Origin of the sequence: Arthrobacter sp. ISL-5 (genome assembly GCF_018613835.1) — a bacterium.
Lineage (GTDB): Bacteria > Actinomycetota > Actinomycetes > Actinomycetales > Micrococcaceae > Arthrobacter.
In genome coordinates, this window is record NZ_JAGGPM010000018.1 from 71,016 (window position 1) to 88,403 (window position 17,388).

Consider the following 17,388-nt stretch of genomic DNA (forward strand, 5'->3'; position numbering starts at 1 on the left):
TGACCTGCGGCTAGGCCGCGGCCGGCGCCGTCACGGGCGGCAGCGCGGCCCGCGTCCGGAACCACCGGCCCAGTGCTTTGCCCTTGCCCTTCCACCAGCTGTCCTCATCACTGTCGGTGCGCCACCGGTACGTCACGACCACCAGCACGAACATGCCGGCGGTGACGTCCGGCCATGCTGCCCGCGCCGCGTCGATCAGCACACTGAATGCCATGAACAGGATCGCCGGCGGTGCCAGGGTCCGGAACACGGTGTTGGCCAGGTAGCGGCGGTGTGAACGGGGAACGGAGAGCGCCCGGACCATGTCGAAGCAGGCGCACACGACCACGAGGGTCTGCCCCAGGGTCAACAGGATGGAACCCGGCAGCGATCCTGCGAATTGCACGGCCGACGCCAGCCCCGGGTTCATGGCATGCCCCCGGACCGTTCAGGACCTGCCGCCGTGAACCCCTGCCTGGACGCGGCCGGATTTCTTGAAAGTGTCATGTTGCTGCCCCCAGCTCTGGATTATTGCCTTGCCAGGAACCATTCAACGGCCCGCCGCACATTGGAGTCACGCGAGGCAGCTACCCGTCTTTTCAGGCCGGCACTACCCGGAATTTTCCGGAGTACGCAGCCGACTACCTGAGGGAGGCCACCTCCTAGCTGGCAGCGGTGGACGCCGCTGGCTTGGGCAGCACAGACTCGTCGGCGCTGCGCGGCAGCGGGTCCAGGTGGCTGATCCCGGAGGGGGTGATCTGCAGAACCCGGGCCGTGGCGATGTCATAGAAGAGTCCGGTGACATGCACTTGGTCGGCCTTCAGAGCCTTTTTCAGGCCGGCGTGCCGCTGCAGCCGCTCCAGCTGGACGGCCACGTTGACCATCGCCAGCTGGTCAACGGCGCCATACCCGGCATTTGCCGCAGCCGCCTGCACCGGGTGGCTTGCGCGGACTGCGTCCAGGCTCGGCCGGCCGTGCTCCAGCCACGCTTCGACTGGGCTGCGCTCCGGCTCATCGGCAAGGCCAGCCGCATCGGCAAGGCCCGCCGCATCAGCAGGGCCCGCCGCATCAGCACGGCCCGCCTCAGCCAGCAGGGCCGTCATGGCGCCGCAGCCCGAGTGCCCGCAGATGACCACCGACTTGATGGAAAGCTCGTTGAGCGCGAAGTCCAGGGCTGCTTCAACCGACGGGTCAAGGCATTCGCTTCCCACCACGTTGCCCACGTTCCGGACCGTATACAGGTCCCCCGGACCGCTGCTGGTGATCAGGTTCGGCACGAGCCGGGAATCGGCGCAGGTGATGAACAGCGTGTCGGGGTCCTGGAATGACGTCAGCTCCTGGACGTGGGGCCGCAGCAGGTGCGCATGGCGGCGATGGTAGCTGTCCACACCGTTGAGCACCGACCGCACCGGAGCCGGCACACCCTCCCCCGCGACGCTCACAGCCCCGGCCGCGCCATCACGCTGCCAGCTGCGCCACGGGGCAAACCCGCCGCGGAGCGCGGAACGCGAGTGGCCACGCACGGGAGGGCCCGCCTTCGCATCGTGGAGCCTGGCGGTGCCGCTTTCCTCAATCTCGACGCTGCCGCCGTTGCCCACGTGCCGCAGGCGCCAGGCGTCCAGCGTGTCGTGGACCGGGTGGTCAAGAAAATCGACGTCCAGTTCCACGGTCACGCGCGAGGCCGGCGGCACCGAGGCCAGCACCTTGCTGAGACGGGGGAGGGAGAGGAAGCTGCAGGATCCGTCAATGACGACGCGCCAGCGCTGCCCGTCGGGTCTGTCCAGCGGCTCTGCGTGGATCCTGGCGCGGACCACGCGCCACAGGACCAGCACCACGGCCAGGCCAAGGCCCGTCAGCACTCCCGCCAGGAGATTAACGAACACCACCGTGAAAAGCGTCAGGGCGTAGACCGTCATGTCGCCCGTCAACCGGGCCGTCTTGAAGTCGGCCACCTTCACCAGCCGCATGCCGATAATGATGAGCAGGCCCGCCAGCACGGCCTCCGGTACCAGCTGGATAAGTCCGGCAAGAAGCAGCGAGAACACCAGGACCCAGATGCCGTGGAGGATGGCGGACTTGCGCGTCCGCGCCCCTGCCTCGAGGTTCGTCGCGCTGCGCACGATCACCCCTGTGATGGGCAGCCCGCCGAGCATGCCGGACGTCATGTTGGCTGCTCCCTGGCCGAGGAGTTCACGGTTGAAGTTTGTTCGTTCGCCGTGGTGCATCTTGTCCACGGCGACGGCGGAGAGCAGCGACTCGACGCTGGCCACCAGGGCGATGGTAATGACGCCCACGACGACGGCGCCCCACTCCCCTTGCGGGACGTGCGGAATGGACAGCGCGTCCAGGAGGGAGCCGTCGAAGGTGATCCGGTCGACGTCGGCATTGAACGGCAGCGAAAGCGCCGTTCCGGCGATGACTGCCACCAGCGGGCCCGGGACGCGGCGGACGGGCGCCGGCATGTGCTTCCACGCGAGCAGCAGGAAAATCACCACGACACCGAGAAATGCTGCCTGCGGGTCCAGGGCGGCGATGCTGGCCGGAAGCGACGTGACGTTCTGCCATGCTGCCTCGCCCGCCTCGGCGCCGAGCATCACGTGCAGTTGCTGCAAGACAATGATGATGCCGATTCCGGCCAGCATGGCATGGACGACGACGGGCGCGATGGCCAGTGCCACGCGCCCCACCCGGGCCAGGCCGAGGAGTGCCTGCAGGACGCCGGCGGCCACGGTGATGGCACAGGTTGCGGGCCAGCCGAACTGCTCGATCAGGCCGGCGACGATGACTGTCAGGCCGGCGGCGGGGCCGCTGACCTGGAGCGGCGAGCCGCCGATGCTGCCGGCCACGATGCCGCCGACCGCCGCCGCGATGAGGCCTGCCATCACCGGTGCGCCGGACGCCGCGGCGATGCCGAGCGACAGCGGAACGGCCACAAGGAAGACCACGAGGGACGCTGGCAGATCCCAGCGAAGCCCGGACCTCAGGAGCGTTAGGAGCGGCGGCCGGCTATTGGTGGTGGGGTGGGTGTCGGGATCCGTTGCGGCTGGCGCGGGCATATCAGTCCTTGGCTCGTTCGAAGGTTCCCGATCCACGCTATTGACGCGCCAAGGACGGCCGCAAGGGTCCCCCGCGGTGAGAAGAAACACCGAGCGCAGCCGCAACAAAGCGCTTAATACGGCCCAAATCCATTCGTTTGCATAAATGCGCCACGCTCCTGGGCCGCCAGCGCCGGGAGGGCGGGCACCGCCGCATCATGCGTACCGGGCCGGGGTTCCGCGGGATGCCCGGGACGGGAGGCACCGCGCGGGATGCCTGAACCGTGGGGACGGAAATCAGGGGCCGATTCAAGTCAATTTTGAACTGGCCCCTGCGCGGGCCAGTCATGCCGGAAGATATTTTTTGCCCGATGCCGGCTGCGGCCGGCGTTTGTCCCTTCGCGGGGTGGCCTCACTCGCGACCCATGTCCCGATGAAGGTCCGGGTCAAGGGCGTGGGCGCCGGCCAGCCGGGCCAGCAGATTCCCCAGCTGCGCGGACTGTTCGCTGGTGAGCGGGGCCAGGAGCTCGGCTTCATGCTGTTCCGCGATACCGCGCAGTGCTACCAGCATCTTCCGGCCTTCGGCGGTTAGCCGAAGCTCATAGTTCCGCCGGTCGGATTTGCTGCGCACGCGCGCGACCAGACCGCGCGCCTCCAGCGAGTCGATGAGTGGAACAACACGGCTCGGCACCGCCCCCAACCGGTCGGCAAGAGACCGCTGGCTCAGCCCGGGAGTTCGGCCCACCAAACGGAGCACTCCCGCGTCGCTCGGGGTCAGCCCCATGTCACGCGTGCGCTCGGCAAAGCGTGCCGATGCCAGTGCCCCGAGTTGCGACAGCAGAAAAGCGGTTCTCTTCGACGGTGGCGCATCCGGTGAGTCCATTCCCCAATATTAGGCCATTGACAGAATCATTCACAAGGTGAATCATTCTTGCCATGACGTAGTTATCGGAAAGGAAGCATCATGAACGAGCTGTCCCCGCGCCCCGCCTCCCCATCGTCGCGATCCGGGGGCCCCAATCCGGGTATCCTGGCGGCCATAAGCCTGGGACTCACCATCGGCGGCCTGCTGAGCAGCGCGATCCTCACCGGCGGCCAGACCTTCGTCTCGCCATTCTCCCCGGTCGGGCAGATCGCGGCATACTTCCACGTGAACGCCGGCGCGGTGCGGCTCGCCAGCTTGTTCCAGTTCGGTTCAGCCATACCCCTGGGCATCTTCGCGGCCACCGTCTACGCCCGGCAGCTCCGACTTGGCGTCCGGGTCCCCGGGCCCGCCATCGGATTCTTCGGCGGCATCACCGCCTCGGCCTTCCTCATGCTCTCCGCCCTGGTGGTGTGGGTTCTGAGCCGCCCGGAAATCACCGCCGACCAGACACTCACCCACGCGCTGTCGTTCCTCGCCTTCATTACCGGCGGCGTCGCCTTCGTGGTCGGCATGGGGCTTCTCGTCGCTGGAATCGCGGTCCCCGCCCTCATCCTGCGCTTCGTGCCACGCTGGCTGGCCTGGGCCGGAGTCGTGATCGCCGCATTGTCCGAGCTGAGTTTCTTCTCCATGGTCTTCGAGCCGTTCCAAGTCCTGTTGCCCATCGGACGATTCGGCGGACTCCTCTGGCTCGTCGCGGCGGGATTCCTCTTGCCGAGCACCCGTGCCGCAGCGAACAGGCAGGAACGATCAGCGGACGCCTGATGCCGGTCCTTCCGTCCAGCAGCCGGCCGGCCATCGCGGCACCGGAATGACAGGGTTAGTCGGCGAGGATGTGGTACAGGGCGCGGCGGGTTTCATCGATTTTTTCCATCGCGGCTTTGCGTTGTTCCTCGGTTGCCGCGAAGCGGAATTGATGAATGACTCCCATCAGCTTGGCCACGCTCTGATGAAACGCGGGACCGGATCCCTGCGGATCGGTGTTCCACGCGTTGTTCAGCTCTTCGGCATGCTCGGACACATACTCCCTCCCGGCATCCGTGAGCGTGAACTCGGTACGCCGGCCTTCACCTACGGGGGCGACGAGATCTTCATCAACCAGCTGCTGGAGTGTCGGGTAAACGGAGCCCGGGCTGGGGCGCCAGGCTCCGGAAGTTTTCTCCGCAATGGTCTTGATCAGCCCGTACCCGTTGGATGGTGATTCGGCGAGAAGGGACAGAATTGCCGAACGAACATCGCCCCTGTTGGCTCGACGCGGACCACCGGGACCAAAGCCTGGTCCAAAACCCGGTCCAAAGCCCGGTCCGAACCCGCGGCCGGGCCCGAACCCACCGTGTCCGTGCGGTCCGCGACGGCTCCTGCCGCGCCCGAAGCGTCCCCTTATCGGTCCACCTTCTGCAAATTTATTGTCGTGAATGCCTTTCATACCGGCATCGTCCTTCCACTTCAGTGAGTTCTCTCCTGACCGCCGATCCTTCGGCGATAGTTAACGATATATCGGCGAGTATCGCCGGTCAAGAGCGGAATAGCTGGATAAATGCGCTGGCCCCGTTGGCGTCCGAGCGGTAACGAGCGGGTCACTGGCCACCCTGCCGCTCAGCAGTCAAGCGCTTAGGAATCGGCGCCCGTGCGGCATGGACGAAGTGTGGTTACGGAAATCAGGGGCCCGTTCAAATTTGAACCGGCCCCTGCGCGGGCCAGCCGTGCCGGAAGATATTTTCGCTGGACGCCAGCTACGGCCGGAGTTTGTCCTTTCGCGGGTGCCCGAACCCGCACGTGACGTCGACGAAGCAGAACCTCAACAGTGCGGCGCGGGGCACGGCCAACAGCGGTCTGCTGGTGCTCGCCGATGTGGACGACACAAGCCGGTACTGGCACTTTTACGACCCCACCGGCGGTGGTGGTGATGATGATACGACGGCTCCGACGGTGACGGGTACGTCTCCGGCTCCTGGCGCGACTGGTGTGGCGGGGACGGCGAATGTGACGGGGTGGTTCTCGGAGGCGATGGATGCGTCGACGGTCACCTCGGACACGTTCACGTTGCAGGCGGGGACGACGACGGTGCCGGCCGCTGTGACGTACAACAGCACGGACAAGGTTGCGACGTTGGACCCGGGTGCGGATCTGCCGGCGGGTACGACGTACACGGCGACGATCATGGGCGGCTCCGGTGGGGTGAAGGATGTGGCCGGTAACGCGTTGGCGTCGGACAAGAGGTGGATCTTCACCACGGCTTCCACGGCGCCGGTTGCCTCCTTCACGGCCACCCCCACTTCCGGGACCGCGCCGCTGAACGTGTCCTTCACCGACACCTCCACCGGCTCGCCGACGTCGTGGTCCTGGGCCTTCGGCGACGGCGGCACGTCCACCGCGCAGAACCCGGCCCACACCTACACCGCCGCCGGAACCTACACCGCGACCCTGACCGCCACCAACGGCACCGGCTCAAGTTCGACCAGCTCGACCATCACGGTCAGCCCGGCACCGCCCCCGGCGCCGGTTGCCTCCTTCACGGCCACGCCCACTTCCGGGACCGCGCCGCTGAACGTGTCCTTCACCGACACCTCCACCGGCTCGCCGACGTCGTGGTCCTGGGACTTCGGCGACGGCGGCACGTCCACCGCGCAGAACCCGGCCCACACCTACACCGCCGCCGGAACCTACACCGCGACCCTGACCGCCAGCAACGCCGGCGGCTCGAGCTCGACCAACTCGACCATCACCGTCAGCCCGGCACCGCCCCCGGCGCCGGTTGCCTCCTTCACGGCCACGCCCACCTCGGGGACCGCGCCGCTGAACGTGTCCTTCACCGACACCTCGACCGGGTCGCCGACGTCGTGGTCCTGGGACTTCGGCGACGGTGGCACGTCCACCGCGCAGAACCCGGCCCACACCTACACCGCCGCCGGAACCTACACCGCGACCGGACCGCCACCAACGGCACCGGCTCGAGCTCGACCAACTCGACCATCACCGTCAGCCCGGCACCCGCCCAGCTGCGCCCACGTTGAACGCACCATCCGTGGTCAACCTTGCGAACGTCACGGCCGTGCCCATCTCCGGCACCGCCGAGGCCGGCGCGACCGTATCGCTCAAGGTCACGGACGCCGGAGCCGTGCACACCGTCACCGCGACCGCGACCGCAGACGGCAGCGGGAACTGGTCCACGACGGCGAACCTGACGAGCCTGAGCGACGGCCAGCTCACATACACGGCCACCGCGACGGACACCGCCGGCAACCCCGGCTCCTCCGCAACTCAGAGCGGAACGAAGAAGACAACCGCAACAGCACCGCAGTTCACGAGCGTGCCGTCCCAGATCACTGGCGACACCATCAGCGCCGTCCCACTCACCGGGACCTCTGATCCAGGGGCAACCCTGGCCCTCACGGCCACCGATTCCGCGAACCACAGCGTATCGGCCACGGCAACCGCGAACGGCTCCGGTAACTGGTCCGCGACGATGAACCTAAGCACCCTCAACTCGGGACCGGTCACGTTCTCGGCCCAAGCCACCGACACCTATGGCAACGTCAGCACAGTGACGACCGCGACCAGCCGCATCGGCCCGAGGGTCGTCTCCGTCACGCTCCAGAACGGCGGAACCGCCGGCACAGCCGACACCAACGACAAAGTCGTGGTCGTGTTCAACGAGCCCATGAGCCCGAGCTCGTTCTGCAACACCTGGACCAGCCCCACAGGGCCGTGGACCCAGAAGAGCAACAGCGTCAGCGTGCTCATCAGCCGCAACATCTCCGCCCCCAACGACACCCTGACCCTCTCGACGGGTTGCACGACCAACAACTTCGGCACCGTCAACCTCGGCGCCCACTACACCACCAGCACCGGCGGACGCCTCACCTTCAAGGGCACCGGCACCCGCCCACCGTCCTCCGTCTCGCTCAGCGCGGACGGCAAGACCCTCACGATCACCCTCGGAGCCCTCAAGAGCGGCACCCCGGCCACCGGCGTCCCCGCCGGCACCCCCACCTACCAGGGCACCGCGAACGGCCAACCCGGCATCGCAACCGACACGAACGGAGTCCCGCTCGGAACCAAACCCTCCGACTCCGACACGGCCTCGGGCCTCTGATCCAGACCCGGGCGCCGAGAGCAAATAGGCGACGTGCGACGCGACGACCTGGCCGTCCAGCGAATGAGCCGCGTTTCGAGGACCGTTTGCGACGGCCGCCTGAGTGCAGTGGCCTGAGGTTCAGGACTCTAAGCCGGCCGCGGCTAACGACCGCACCGGCTGATGACTGCGCCGGCTACTTCGCGGCTATGGCAAGGAACCGGATGGGCAGGTCCAGCAACTCCAGCGGACCGTGCGGCCCTTCGCCGTCGAGAAGCAGCGAGTCTCCGGCCTCCATCGTGTACTCGTACGCCCCGTGCCCGTACACCATCTTCCCCGAGAGCATGTAGATGAATTCCGTACCGGGGTGCTGGAACAGCGGGAAGACATCGGATGCGTCGGTCAGCGTGACCAGGGTGGGCTCGAGGGCGTCCGTGCGGCCCTTGAGGGTTCCCAAGACCCGGTATTCGTGTCCGTGCTGTGTTCCGCTGCGCACGGTCAGGCTGCCTTCGCCGTTCTTGGTGAACGTTGCGTCCCTGTCGGTGTCTGCGCCCCTGAACAGCGCCGTGACCGGGATGTTCAGCCCCTCGGCAAGCCGCTGCAGTGAGGTCAGGGAGCAGGACGTGCTGGCTGACTCGATCTTGGAGATCATCGCCTTGGACATCCCGGTCCTGGCGGCGAGCTCGGCAGCGGAAAGGCCGTTCGCCGTCCTGTAGTGGCGGACCTGCGCGGCAATGATCCGTTCAAGCTTGCCGGGCGCCTCTTTGCCGTCAGCGCCTGCCGTCAGGTCGTTTTCCGGGGGCAGGTTGGTCTCGCCGGGAGCGGGGCTGGTCATTCAGCCATCATAAGTCGGGGCCGCCGGTTCTAGCCTATGTGCCTGGCCTGGCCGAGCAGTCCGGCCAAGGCATCCGCCAGAGCCAATGCCCCTGTCTCGCCGTCGTCATCCTCCACCAGCTCCTCCGGGGAATGCGAGATTCCGGTGGGGTTCCTGACGAACAGCATGGCCGTGGGGATGTGGGCCGCGAGCACTCCGGCGTCGTGGCCCGCCCCGGTGTCCATGACGGGAGCGCCGGGAAGCAGCGCCTGCAGCTCGTCCCGCAGGCCCGTGTCGAAGTGGACCGTGGGGCTGAGCGATTCCACGCCGAAGGTCACGGTGCAGTTCTCCTCGGCGGCCATGACCTGGGCGTTGAGGTGGATGGATTCGACGAGGGCTGCGGTGACTTCGTCGCGCGGGTGCCTGACATCGATCCACATGTCCACCCGGGAGGCGATGACGTTGGTGCCTCCGGGGACCGGCTGGAGCCTGCCCACGGTGGCGCGCGCGTCCCGGTATTTCGCGGCGGTGTCCCGGATGCCGACCATGATCTTGGCGGCGGCGATCATCGGATCCTTCCGGTCCTTCATGAGGGTGGTGCCGGCGTGGTTTCCCTGCCCGCTCACGGACAGCTTCCACCGGCCGTGGCCCAGGATGGAAGAGCCGATGGCCACCGGCTGGCCCAAGTCGATCAGGCCCCTCCCCTGTTCAACGTGCAGTTCAACGAACAGGCCCAATTGCCGCAGGGTCTTGTAGTCGGCGCCGATGAACCGGGGGTCCTGGCCGTTTGCTGCGGCCACCTCGGCGTAGGTGTTGCCGTCGATGTCCTTGAGATTGCGGGCCTTGTCCGGGTCCAGCGCGCCAGTGAGGAGCCGCGATCCCAGGCACGCGACGCCGAAGCGGGAGCCTTCCTCCTCCGGAAAGACAGCTATGGCCAGCGGGCGGACGGGACGGACGCCGCGGCTCTTGAGGATGTCCACGGCAACGAGTGCGGAGGCGACGCCCAACGGGCCGTCGTACTCGCCGCCGCCGGGAACGGAGTCAAGGTGGCTGCCGGTCACGACGGCGTCCCTGCGCGTTCCGGTGGCGGTGTCCCACCAGGCCCAGATGATGCCGTTCTCGTCCGTGCCGACGTCGAGTCCCCGCCTGCCCGCCTGCTCGATGAACCAGCTTCGCAGCTCGGTTTCGGCGTCCGAGAAGACCGGGCGGGAGTATCCGCCGCGGTGCGTGTCTGTTCCGACGCGGGAGATGTCCCGCATGAGGCCGGTTACGGTGTCGGTTGCCGGTTTGGTCGCCGAGGAGGTCACGGGCTGGCTCCGTTTCTTTAGGGGTGTCTTCTGGTTTGCCGGATCAGCCGGCGCTGCCCGGTCAGTTGGCGTTGATTCGCGCGGTTGCTTGGCGGAACCGGGCCGGGACGTCACCGGTCCCGGTCGCGAGGGCGGCCGCCCATTGACCGATCAATGGTGCGAATTTTGCGCCGTGTCCTGAACAGGGCGACAGGACCGTGAGGCCGTCCGCCCGGTCGATGACGAAATCCTCGTTCGCGGTATTGGTGAACAGGCAGGTGGTCTCGGCATACGGCTCCGGGTGGAGCCCGGGCAGATATTTCCGCACGTAATCCACCACACGGCGCCGGTTGGCCGGGTCCACCAGGCCGGTTTGTTCGGCAGCGGAGGGGATGAATTTGCCGCCGTTGTATTCGGCCACTTTCTGGCCGGCGAAGCCGGCATCCCGGCCTCCAGGGAGGCCGTAGGTCTGGATGTCCGCGCTTTTGTGGATGAACGTGGGCCACGGGGCTGCTGCGCCGAGGTAGCGGAAGTGGTACGCCTGCTCCTGCCGGACCGTGAACTCGGGCAGTGCGTCCAGGAACCCTGCCGGGAGTGACAGCCTGTCCAGCAGTTGCGGGAGCCAGCCGCCGGCGCTGATGATGACCCTGCCGGCGTCGAGCGTCTCTCCGCGCTCAGAAACCAGGCGGTAGCCCGCGCCCGCTTTTTCCACCCCGGTGACGTTCCAGCCGGTCAGCACCCTGGCGCCGTGCTTCACCGCCTGGTCGATCATCGCGTTGACCGAGCTCTCGGCGTCGATCACTCCGGCGCCCGGGTGCCACAGCACGGGCGTGTCGAACGCGATGTGGGGCCAGCGCCCTTTCGCCTCAGCGGCGCTGAGGAGTTCATGCTCGACGCCCGCCCCGGCGAGGACGCCGGCGAGGTGCTCCGGCTGCCGTTCGGGACCGTAGTCCACCGCGCCGAAAGGGGTGATCAGTTCCAAGCCGCTGGCCCAGTCCAGTTCGTCCCACAGGGACTTGGATTCGATGACCGCGCGGGTGTAGAACTCGTCCGGGTAGGCGTAGCGGAAGATCCGGGCGGACCCGTGGGAGCTGCCGTCATGGCTGGCCGGGACCGTGCGCTCCAGCACGGTCACGTCATGCCCCTGCAAGGCCAGCTGCCACGCGGTGGCGGCGCCGGCCAGCCCGGCGCCGACCACAACGAATTCGGAGGATTCCGCCATTACGTGGCTCCGGGGATCCAGGACGTGCCGGCCAGGGGAACGCGGGCCATGGCGGATGCCTCGATCGTCAGTGCCACGAGGTCCTCGGGTTCGAGGTTGTGCAGGTGTGATTTTCCGCAGGCCCGGGCGATGGTCTGGGCCTCCATGGTCAGGACACGGAGGTAGTTGGCCAGCCGCCGTCCGCCCGCGATGGGATCCAGCCGGGAGGAGAGTTCGGGGTCCTGGGTGGTGATGCCGGCGGGGTCGCGGCCGTCCTGGAAGTCGTCATAGTAGCCCGCCGCCGAGCCGAGGGCGGCGTATTCGGCGGCGTAGCGGGGATCGTTGTCGCCCAGCGCGATCAGCGCCGCGGTGCCGATGGCGACGGCATCGGCCCCGAGGGCCATGGCTTTGGCGACGTCGGCGCCGGTGCGGATGCCGCCGGAGACAATGAGCTGGACCTTGCGGTGCAGGCCCAGGTCCTGCAGGGCCTGGACGGCCTGCGGGATCGCGGCCAGGGTGGGGATGCCCACGTTTTCGATGAAGACCTGCTGCGTGGCGGCAGTGCCGCCCTGCATTCCGTCGACGACGACGACATCGGCTCCGGCCTTCACGGCCAGGGCGGTGTCGTAGTACGGGCGAGAGGCTCCGATCTTGACGTAGATGGGCGTCTTCCAGTCGGTGATCTCGCGGAGTTCGCCGATCTTGATTGCCAGGTCGTCCGGGCCGGTCCAGTCGGGGTGGCGGCTGGCGGAGCGCTGGTCGATGCCGACGGGCAGGGTGCGCATGCCGGCGACGCGTTCGGTGATTTTCTGTCCCAGCAGCATGCCCCCGCCGCCGGGCTTGGCGCCTTGGCCCAGTACGATCTCGATGGCGTCGGCCTTGCGCAGGTCGTCCGGGTTCATGCCGTAGCGGGACGGCAGGTACTGGTAGACCAGGTGCTTGGACTGGCCGCGCTCCTCAGGCGTCATGCCGCCGTCGCCCGTTGTGGTGGAGGTGCCCACCTCGCTGGCGCCGCGCCCCAGCGCTTCCTTGGCGTTGGCGGAAAGCGCGCCGAAGCTCATCCCGGCGATGGTCACCGGGGTCTGCAGGTGCAGCGGCCGGCTCGCGTGCCGGTCGCCGAGGACGACGTCGGTATCGCACTTTTCGCGGTAGCCCTCCATTGGGTAGCGGGACATCGAGGCGCCGAGGAACAGCAGGTCATCGAAGTGCGGGACCTTGCGCTTGGCGCCCCAGCCGCGGATGTCGTAGACGCCGGTGGCGGCTGCCCGCTGGATGTCGGCGATGGTGGCGCGGTCGAAGGTGGCTGATTCGCGCAGTCCGAGCTCTTCGGTGTGCTGTGCTGGGAGAACTGTGTCCTGGGGCAGTGAGGTGATGGTCATGGGGTGTCCTTAGTACGACGTCGAGTTGTGGACGCTGAAGTGGTAGAGGTTCCGTGCCGATCCGTAGCGTTTGAAGTCCGCCGGGTTCTCGGCGCGGCCGGCGGCGGCGAGCAGTGCCCCGAGCTCGTCGAGGTGCTCGGATTCCATCTGCTTCTCGATGCAGTCCGCACCGAGGGACGCGACGTTGCCCTTGACATAGATCCGGGCTTCGTAGATGGAGTCGCCCAGCGCGTCGCCGGCGTCGCCGCAGACCACCAGCCGGCCGGCCTGCGCCATAAACGCTGACATGTGCCCGATGTTGCCACCGACGACGATGTCCACGCCTTTCATGGAGATCCCGCACCGGGCCCCGGCATTGCCGTCGATGACCACGAGTCCGCCGTGGCCGGTGGCCGCGGCCGACTGGGAGGCGTCGCCATGCACGTGGACTTTTCCGGACATGATGTTCTCCGCGAGTCCGACGCCGGCATTGCCGGTGATGGTCACCTCGCCTTTCTGGTGCATCCCGGCGGCGTAGTAGCCGGCGTGGCCGTTGATGCTGACGCTGACGTGCGCATCGATGCCGACGGCAAGGCTGTGCTTGCCGCCGGGGTTGGTGACGGTCCAGGACTGGCCGTCAGTAGCGTCGTGCAGGGCCTGGTTGAGGTTCCGGACGGGGCTGTCGGCCAGGTCAACGGCGGCGTTTTCCGTCGCGCCTTCCTGCGCGGCTGCGGCCGGGGCGTGGGTTTCGGGGGCTGTCAGAGTGACCATGTGTAGACCTTTCCGGGTTCCGGTTCAAAGATGCGGGCTGTTTCGATGCCGGGCAGGGCCGCCAGGGCGCGGTATTCGGAGGCCATGGCCACGTAGTCGTCGGTTTCGGCGATGATGGCGGGCTTGCAGGCGATGGGGTCGCGGACCACGGCCATGCTGTCGGCGGTGGTGACCACCAGGGTGTAGAAGCCGTCGAAGACCTTGCCGAGGTTGGTGAGTGCCGTTTCCAGGTCATCGCCCTGCTGCAGGCGTGAGGCGATGTAGCGGGCGCCGACCTCGGTGTCGTTGTCGGAGTCGAACACCACGCCTTCGCGCTTGAGCTCCCGCCGGATGGTGGCGTGGTTGGAGAAGGAGCCGTTGTGCACCAGGCACAGGTCGTCCGCGACGGAGAAGGGGTGGGACCCTCCGGCGGTGACGGCGGACTCGGTGGCCATGCGGGTGTGGGACAGGCCCTGGCGTCCGGACATGGCCTCCAGCCCGTGCTCGGCGGCGATGTCCATCGGGTGGCCCACGCTCTTCATGACGGCCACGTGCTCGCCGCGGCCAATGATGGTGGAGTCCGGGAGGGTTTCGCTGACTGCCTTGACCAGCAGATCGGTGCCGACGGCGGCGCTCACCAGGGTGGTGTCGCCCACCACCCTGACGGCCGGCGCGGCGGACGACGAGAGCAGGCTTTCCAGTGACGCGGCGATGTCATCGACCGGCAGGCCCTGGTCCTTGCCCAGGAGGCTGACGGTGGAGGTGCCCTTGGAGACGAGCCCGGGGGTGTCGTAGACGGCCAGGCCGGCGGAGTCCGGTCCGCGGTCCACAATCTGGCACATCATGGAGGACAGGAGGCTGCCCATCTCGGGGTGCAGCGAGGGGTTGCGCAGCTGCAGCGCGGCAATTCCGCACATTTGTGTGTCCTTTACTAGGTGGGAGTTATCAGATCGAGGTCAGGTAGGTGCGGATTTCCCAGTCGCTGACCTGGTTGTGCCAGGTCAGGAACTCTTCTTCCTTGGCATCGGCGTAGTACATGCCGATCGCCTCGTCGCCGCTCAGGCTGGCGAGGATGACGGGATCCCGGCGCAGGGCCTCGACGGCGTGCAGCAGCGTCGCGGGAAGGAGGTGGGCGTCCCGGCGTGCCTCGCCCGGCCCGGACGGTGCGCCCGGGTCGGTGCCGTTCATGACGCCGTCCAGCCCGGCTTCGATGGCCGTGGCGATGGCCAGGTACGGGTTGGCCGAGCCGTCGCCGGAGCGGAGCTCGATCCGCTTCTCGTCCGGGACCCGGATCATGTGGGTGCGGTCGTTGCCCCCGAACGAGGCCTTCCGCGGCGACCAGGTGGCTCCGGAGGAGCTAGTGGTGGCCCCGGAACGCTTGTACGAGTTGACCGTCGGGGCGAGGAACGCCTGGAGGGCCGGCGCATGGTTCAGGATGCCCCCGATGAAGGAGTAGGCGAGCTCTGAGAGCCCAAGTCCCCTGCCGCCGTCGTCCCCGGGGAACAGCGCATCCGCACCTGACCACAGGGACAGGTGGAAGTGCAGGCCCGTGCCGGTCCGGTCGGTGAAGGGCTTGGGCATGAACGTGGCGGTCATGCCGCGCTGTTCGGCCAGGATGTTCAGGATGTAGCGCAGGCTGACCACGCGGTCGGCCGTGGTGAGGGCGTCAGCGTAGTTGAAGTTCTGCTCGAACTGTCCTGCGGCGTCCTCGTGGTCGTTGGCGTAGTTGCCCCATCCCAGGCCGTTCATCGCCTCCGAGATGGAGGTCAGGTGCTCGTACATGCGGGTGACGCCGCGGGCGTCATAGCAGGGACGGGGCGAGTCATCGCGGGCGTCGGCGGTGCTCAGGGAGCCGTCGGAGTTCTTGTTGACGAGGAAGTATTCGACTTCGGCGCCGACCTTTGCCTGCATGCCCTGGCCGGCCAGGCGGGCCAAGGTGTTTTTGAGGATGACGCGCGGGGCGTAGGGCCAGGGCTTCCCGTCAACATGCGGGTCGCAGTGGATGATCGCCAGGCCGTCCTTGATGAAGGGCACGGGCGTGAAGGACGCCAGATCCGGAACTGCGATGAGGTCCGAGTCCTGGGGCTTCTGGCCGATCAGCCCTGCGGCGTATCCGGCAAATCCCATCGCGCCGGCCTCGAGCTCGTCCGCGGCTTCGACCGGGACCAGCTTGGCGCACGGCTTGCCGGTCATGTCCACGAAGGTGGCCAGCAGGAACCGGACGTCGTGGGCCCTGGCGATGTCGGCCAGTGAAATGCGGCCGGCCTCCGCCGGCACTGGGGTTTCGGTGCGTACTGCAGTTGGTACTTCAGGGGTTGCGACACTTGTCATCGGAACTGTCCTGTCCACATTGGTGTTACCTGTTGGGAAACGCTGTTGAACCACAGTAGTCAAAGTGATGTTACAGCGGGTGGCGCCCGAGGTTAAATCAATGTTTCAGGGGTTGCGTGAACCGTAAGCCGCCAGACGCAACCCGGATTTAACACACCGGAAACCCGAAGGTCTCTACTGGGATGAATCATGGTTTCATCAGAGTGTCCGACACTCCGGACCCTGCCGCATCCGGCCCGCCATCCTTCGCGGGCCCCGATGCCTCAATCTCCCCAATCGAAATGGACGTCCTAATGAACTCTGGAGATGTCGCCTGGATCCTCGCCGCAGGCTCCCTGCTATGCATCATGATCCCCGGCCTTGCGCTGTTCTACGGCGGAATGGTCGGCTCCCGCCGGATCCTGAACATGATGATGATGTGCTTCGGCGGAATGAGCATCGTCGCAGTGCTGTGGGCCGTGTTCGGGTATTCGATGGTCTTCGGAAACTCCGTCGGCGGTGCCGGCCTCATTGGCAACGTCACCGAATACTTCGGCATGGAGCAATTGCTTGCCGAGGATCCGGAGGCGCCCATCCCGGCCGCCCTGTTCGCCGCCTTTCAGCTGTTTTTCGCCGGAATCACGACGGCGATCATCGCCGGAGCCGCCGCGGGCCGGATGAAGTTCGGCGCCTGGATGACCTTCGCAGCCCTCTGGGCAACGCTGGTCTACTTTCCCGTCGCCCACTGGGTATTCGCCTTTAGTTCGGCCGACGGCTCGGTGACCGGCGGCTGGATCGTCAACAGCCTCAAAGCCATCGACTTCGCCGGCGGAACCGCCGTCCACATGAACGCCGGAATCGCAGCACTCGCCCTCGCCCTGGTCCTCGGACGCAGCGCCGGCTGGCCCAAGAGCGAGCACACCAAGCCCCACAGCCGCCCGCTCGTGCTGGTCGGCGCCGGGCTGCTGTGGGCCGGCTGGTTCGGATTCAACGCGGGCTCAGCACTCACCGCGGGCCACTCGGCCTCCGTGGTGTTCCTCAACACTGCCGTCGCCGCGTGCGCCGGCCTGCTGGCCTGGACCCTGGTGGAACGCATCCGGCTCGGCAGCGCCAGCAGCATGGGCGCCGCGTCCGGGCTCATCTCCGCCCTCGTGGCCATCACCCCGGCCTGCGGCGCCGTCAGCCCGCTGGGCGCCCTCGCCATCGGCATCATCGCCGGCGCCGTCTGCTCCCTCGCCATCGAACTGAAATTCCGCCTGGGCTTCGACGATTCACTCGACGTCGTGGGAGTGCACCTGGTGGGCGGAATCATCGGAACGCTGCTCATCGGGTTCTTCGCCACGGACGCAGCACCGAACAAGGTCAACGGGCTGTTCTACGGCGGAGGCTTCGAACTGCTCGGCGTCCAAACGCTCGCAACCCTCGCAGTGCTCGCGTACTCCTTCGCCGTCACCTGGGTCATCGCCAAGGTCCTCAACGTCACCATGGGCCTGCGAATCCACGAGGCAGATGAACTCCGCGGCATCGACATCGCCGCCCACTCCGAAGCCGCCTACCTCAGCGACGAAGAGCCCGTGGAACTGGGATCCCCGCACCGCGCCTAGCAACGGGGCCTCAGTAATCGGGCCTAGTAGCCGGGTTTAGGCAGGTCCGGGCGG

Annotated in this window: 14 protein-coding genes and 1 pseudogene; 4 read left to right on the forward strand and 11 right to left on the reverse strand. The window is 67.2% G+C overall.

Going from position 1 to position 17,388, the window contains the following annotated elements:
• Positions 1–10 precede the first annotated feature (10 nt).
• The 3 genes from J7I89_RS10390 to J7I89_RS10400 form a co-directional block, all read right to left on the reverse strand.
• Positions 11–409: a hypothetical protein gene (locus J7I89_RS10390; protein ID WP_214969726.1), complete on the reverse strand. Its 399-nt coding sequence runs from the start codon at positions 407–409 to the stop codon at positions 11–13.
• A gap of 232 nt (positions 410–641) precedes the next feature.
• On the reverse strand, positions 642–3,035 hold the full coding sequence (locus tag J7I89_RS10395; RefSeq protein ID WP_214969728.1) for a bifunctional SulP family inorganic anion transporter/carbonic anhydrase: 2,394 nt from the start codon (positions 3,033–3,035) through the stop codon (positions 642–644).
• A gap of 391 nt (positions 3,036–3,426) precedes the next feature.
• Positions 3,427–3,897, reverse strand: a complete 471-nt coding sequence (locus tag J7I89_RS10400; RefSeq protein ID WP_214969729.1) for a MarR family winged helix-turn-helix transcriptional regulator — start codon at positions 3,895–3,897, stop codon at positions 3,427–3,429.
• Between the two features lie 81 nt (positions 3,898–3,978).
• Here J7I89_RS10400 and J7I89_RS10405 point away from each other — a divergent pair, with 81 nt between their 5' ends.
• Entirely contained in the window at positions 3,979–4,701 is a 723-nt protein-coding gene (locus J7I89_RS10405; RefSeq protein ID WP_214969731.1) for a hypothetical protein, read from the forward strand.
• Between the two features lie 55 nt (positions 4,702–4,756).
• Here the strand turns inward: J7I89_RS10405 and J7I89_RS10410 are convergent, their stop codons facing one another.
• The gene (locus J7I89_RS10410; RefSeq protein WP_214969733.1) at positions 4,757–5,362 is read right to left on the reverse strand and encodes a PadR family transcriptional regulator; all 606 of its coding nucleotides are present in this window, start codon (positions 5,360–5,362) and stop codon (positions 4,757–4,759) included.
• 539 nt (positions 5,363–5,901) lie between these two features.
• Here J7I89_RS10410 and J7I89_RS25925 point away from each other — a divergent pair.
• Together J7I89_RS25925 and J7I89_RS10430 are read left to right on the forward strand one after the other, a co-directional pair.
• Positions 5,902–6,804: pseudogene (locus J7I89_RS25925) on the forward strand (PKD domain-containing protein); the annotation flags it as partial.
• The gene (locus tag J7I89_RS10430) at positions 6,800–8,032 is read left to right on the forward strand and encodes an Ig-like domain-containing protein (protein WP_308159862.1); all 1,233 of its coding nucleotides are present in this window, start codon (positions 6,800–6,802) and stop codon (positions 8,030–8,032) included. The pseudogene J7I89_RS25925 and the gene J7I89_RS10430, both read left to right, overlap by 5 nt.
• Before the next feature lie 175 nt (positions 8,033–8,207).
• Here the strand turns inward: J7I89_RS10430 and J7I89_RS10435 are convergent, their stop codons facing one another.
• The 7 genes from J7I89_RS10435 to glnT form a co-directional block, all read right to left on the reverse strand.
• Complete coding sequence (locus J7I89_RS10435; RefSeq protein WP_214969736.1) at positions 8,208–8,846, reverse strand: XRE family transcriptional regulator; 639 nt, start codon at positions 8,844–8,846, stop codon at positions 8,208–8,210.
• Between the two features lie 29 nt (positions 8,847–8,875).
• The gene (locus J7I89_RS10440; protein ID WP_308159863.1) at positions 8,876–10,132 is read right to left on the reverse strand and encodes an allantoate amidohydrolase; all 1,257 of its coding nucleotides are present in this window, start codon (positions 10,130–10,132) and stop codon (positions 8,876–8,878) included.
• A gap of 61 nt (positions 10,133–10,193) precedes the next feature.
• Positions 10,194–11,333 carry an FAD-dependent oxidoreductase gene (locus J7I89_RS10445; RefSeq protein ID WP_214969738.1) on the reverse strand — a complete coding sequence of 380 codons (1,140 nt, stop codon included), beginning with the start codon at positions 11,331–11,333 and terminating at the stop codon, positions 10,194–10,196.
• Positions 11,333–12,691 carry an FMN-binding glutamate synthase family protein gene (locus J7I89_RS10450; protein ID WP_214969740.1) on the reverse strand — a complete coding sequence of 453 codons (1,359 nt, stop codon included), beginning with the start codon at positions 12,689–12,691 and terminating at the stop codon, positions 11,333–11,335. Before J7I89_RS10450 ends, J7I89_RS10445 begins: the two co-directional genes overlap by 1 nt.
• 9 nt (positions 12,692–12,700) lie before the next feature.
• The gene (locus tag J7I89_RS10455) at positions 12,701–13,441 is read right to left on the reverse strand and encodes a protein glxC (protein WP_214969741.1); all 741 of its coding nucleotides are present in this window, start codon (positions 13,439–13,441) and stop codon (positions 12,701–12,703) included.
• On the reverse strand, positions 13,429–14,337 hold the full coding sequence (locus J7I89_RS10460) for a glutamine amidotransferase (RefSeq protein WP_214969743.1): 909 nt from the start codon (positions 14,335–14,337) through the stop codon (positions 13,429–13,431). The genes J7I89_RS10455 and J7I89_RS10460 overlap by 13 nt, the downstream gene beginning before the upstream one ends.
• Positions 14,338–14,365: 28 nt before the next feature.
• The gene (gene glnT / locus J7I89_RS10465; RefSeq protein ID WP_214969745.1) at positions 14,366–15,751 is read right to left on the reverse strand and encodes a type III glutamate--ammonia ligase; all 1,386 of its coding nucleotides are present in this window, start codon (positions 15,749–15,751) and stop codon (positions 14,366–14,368) included.
• A gap of 293 nt (positions 15,752–16,044) precedes the next feature.
• Between glnT and J7I89_RS10470 the strand changes: the two genes are divergently transcribed.
• Positions 16,045–17,334, forward strand: a complete 1,290-nt coding sequence (locus J7I89_RS10470) for an ammonium transporter (protein WP_214969747.1) — start codon at positions 16,045–16,047, stop codon at positions 17,332–17,334.
• Positions 17,335–17,388 lie beyond the last annotated feature (54 nt).

Bases quoted from the DNA above. Each gene is read 5' to 3' on its own strand.
- J7I89_RS10410 (WP_214969733.1), bottom strand. From the start codon at position 5,362: ATGAAAGGCATTCACGACAATAAATTTGCAGAAGGTGGACCGATAAGG.
- J7I89_RS10470 (WP_214969747.1), top strand. From the start codon at position 16,045: ATGAACTCTGGAGATGTCGCCTGGATCCTCGCCGCAGGCTCCCTGCTA.
- J7I89_RS10445 (WP_214969738.1), bottom strand. From the start codon at position 11,333: ATGGCGGAATCCTCCGAATTCGTTGTGGTCGGCGCCGGGCTGGCCGGC.
- J7I89_RS10400 (WP_214969729.1), bottom strand. From the start codon at position 3,897: ATGGACTCACCGGATGCGCCACCGTCGAAGAGAACCGCTTTTCTGCTG.
- J7I89_RS10455 (WP_214969741.1), bottom strand. From the start codon at position 13,441: ATGGTCACTCTGACAGCCCCCGAAACCCACGCCCCGGCCGCAGCCGCG.
- J7I89_RS10390 (WP_214969726.1), bottom strand. From the start codon at position 409: ATGAACCCGGGGCTGGCGTCGGCCGTGCAATTCGCAGGATCGCTGCCG.
- J7I89_RS10450 (WP_214969740.1), bottom strand. From the start codon at position 12,691: ATGACCATCACCTCACTGCCCCAGGACACAGTTCTCCCAGCACAGCAC.
- J7I89_RS10405 (WP_214969731.1), top strand. From the start codon at position 3,979: ATGAACGAGCTGTCCCCGCGCCCCGCCTCCCCATCGTCGCGATCCGGG.
- J7I89_RS10435 (WP_214969736.1), bottom strand. From the start codon at position 8,846: ATGACCAGCCCCGCTCCCGGCGAGACCAACCTGCCCCCGGAAAACGAC.
- J7I89_RS10395 (WP_214969728.1), bottom strand. From the start codon at position 3,035: ATGCCCGCGCCAGCCGCAACGGATCCCGACACCCACCCCACCACCAAT.
- glnT (WP_214969745.1), bottom strand. From the start codon at position 15,751: ATGACAAGTGTCGCAACCCCTGAAGTACCAACTGCAGTACGCACCGAA.
- J7I89_RS10460 (WP_214969743.1), bottom strand. From the start codon at position 14,337: ATGTGCGGAATTGCCGCGCTGCAGCTGCGCAACCCCTCGCTGCACCCC.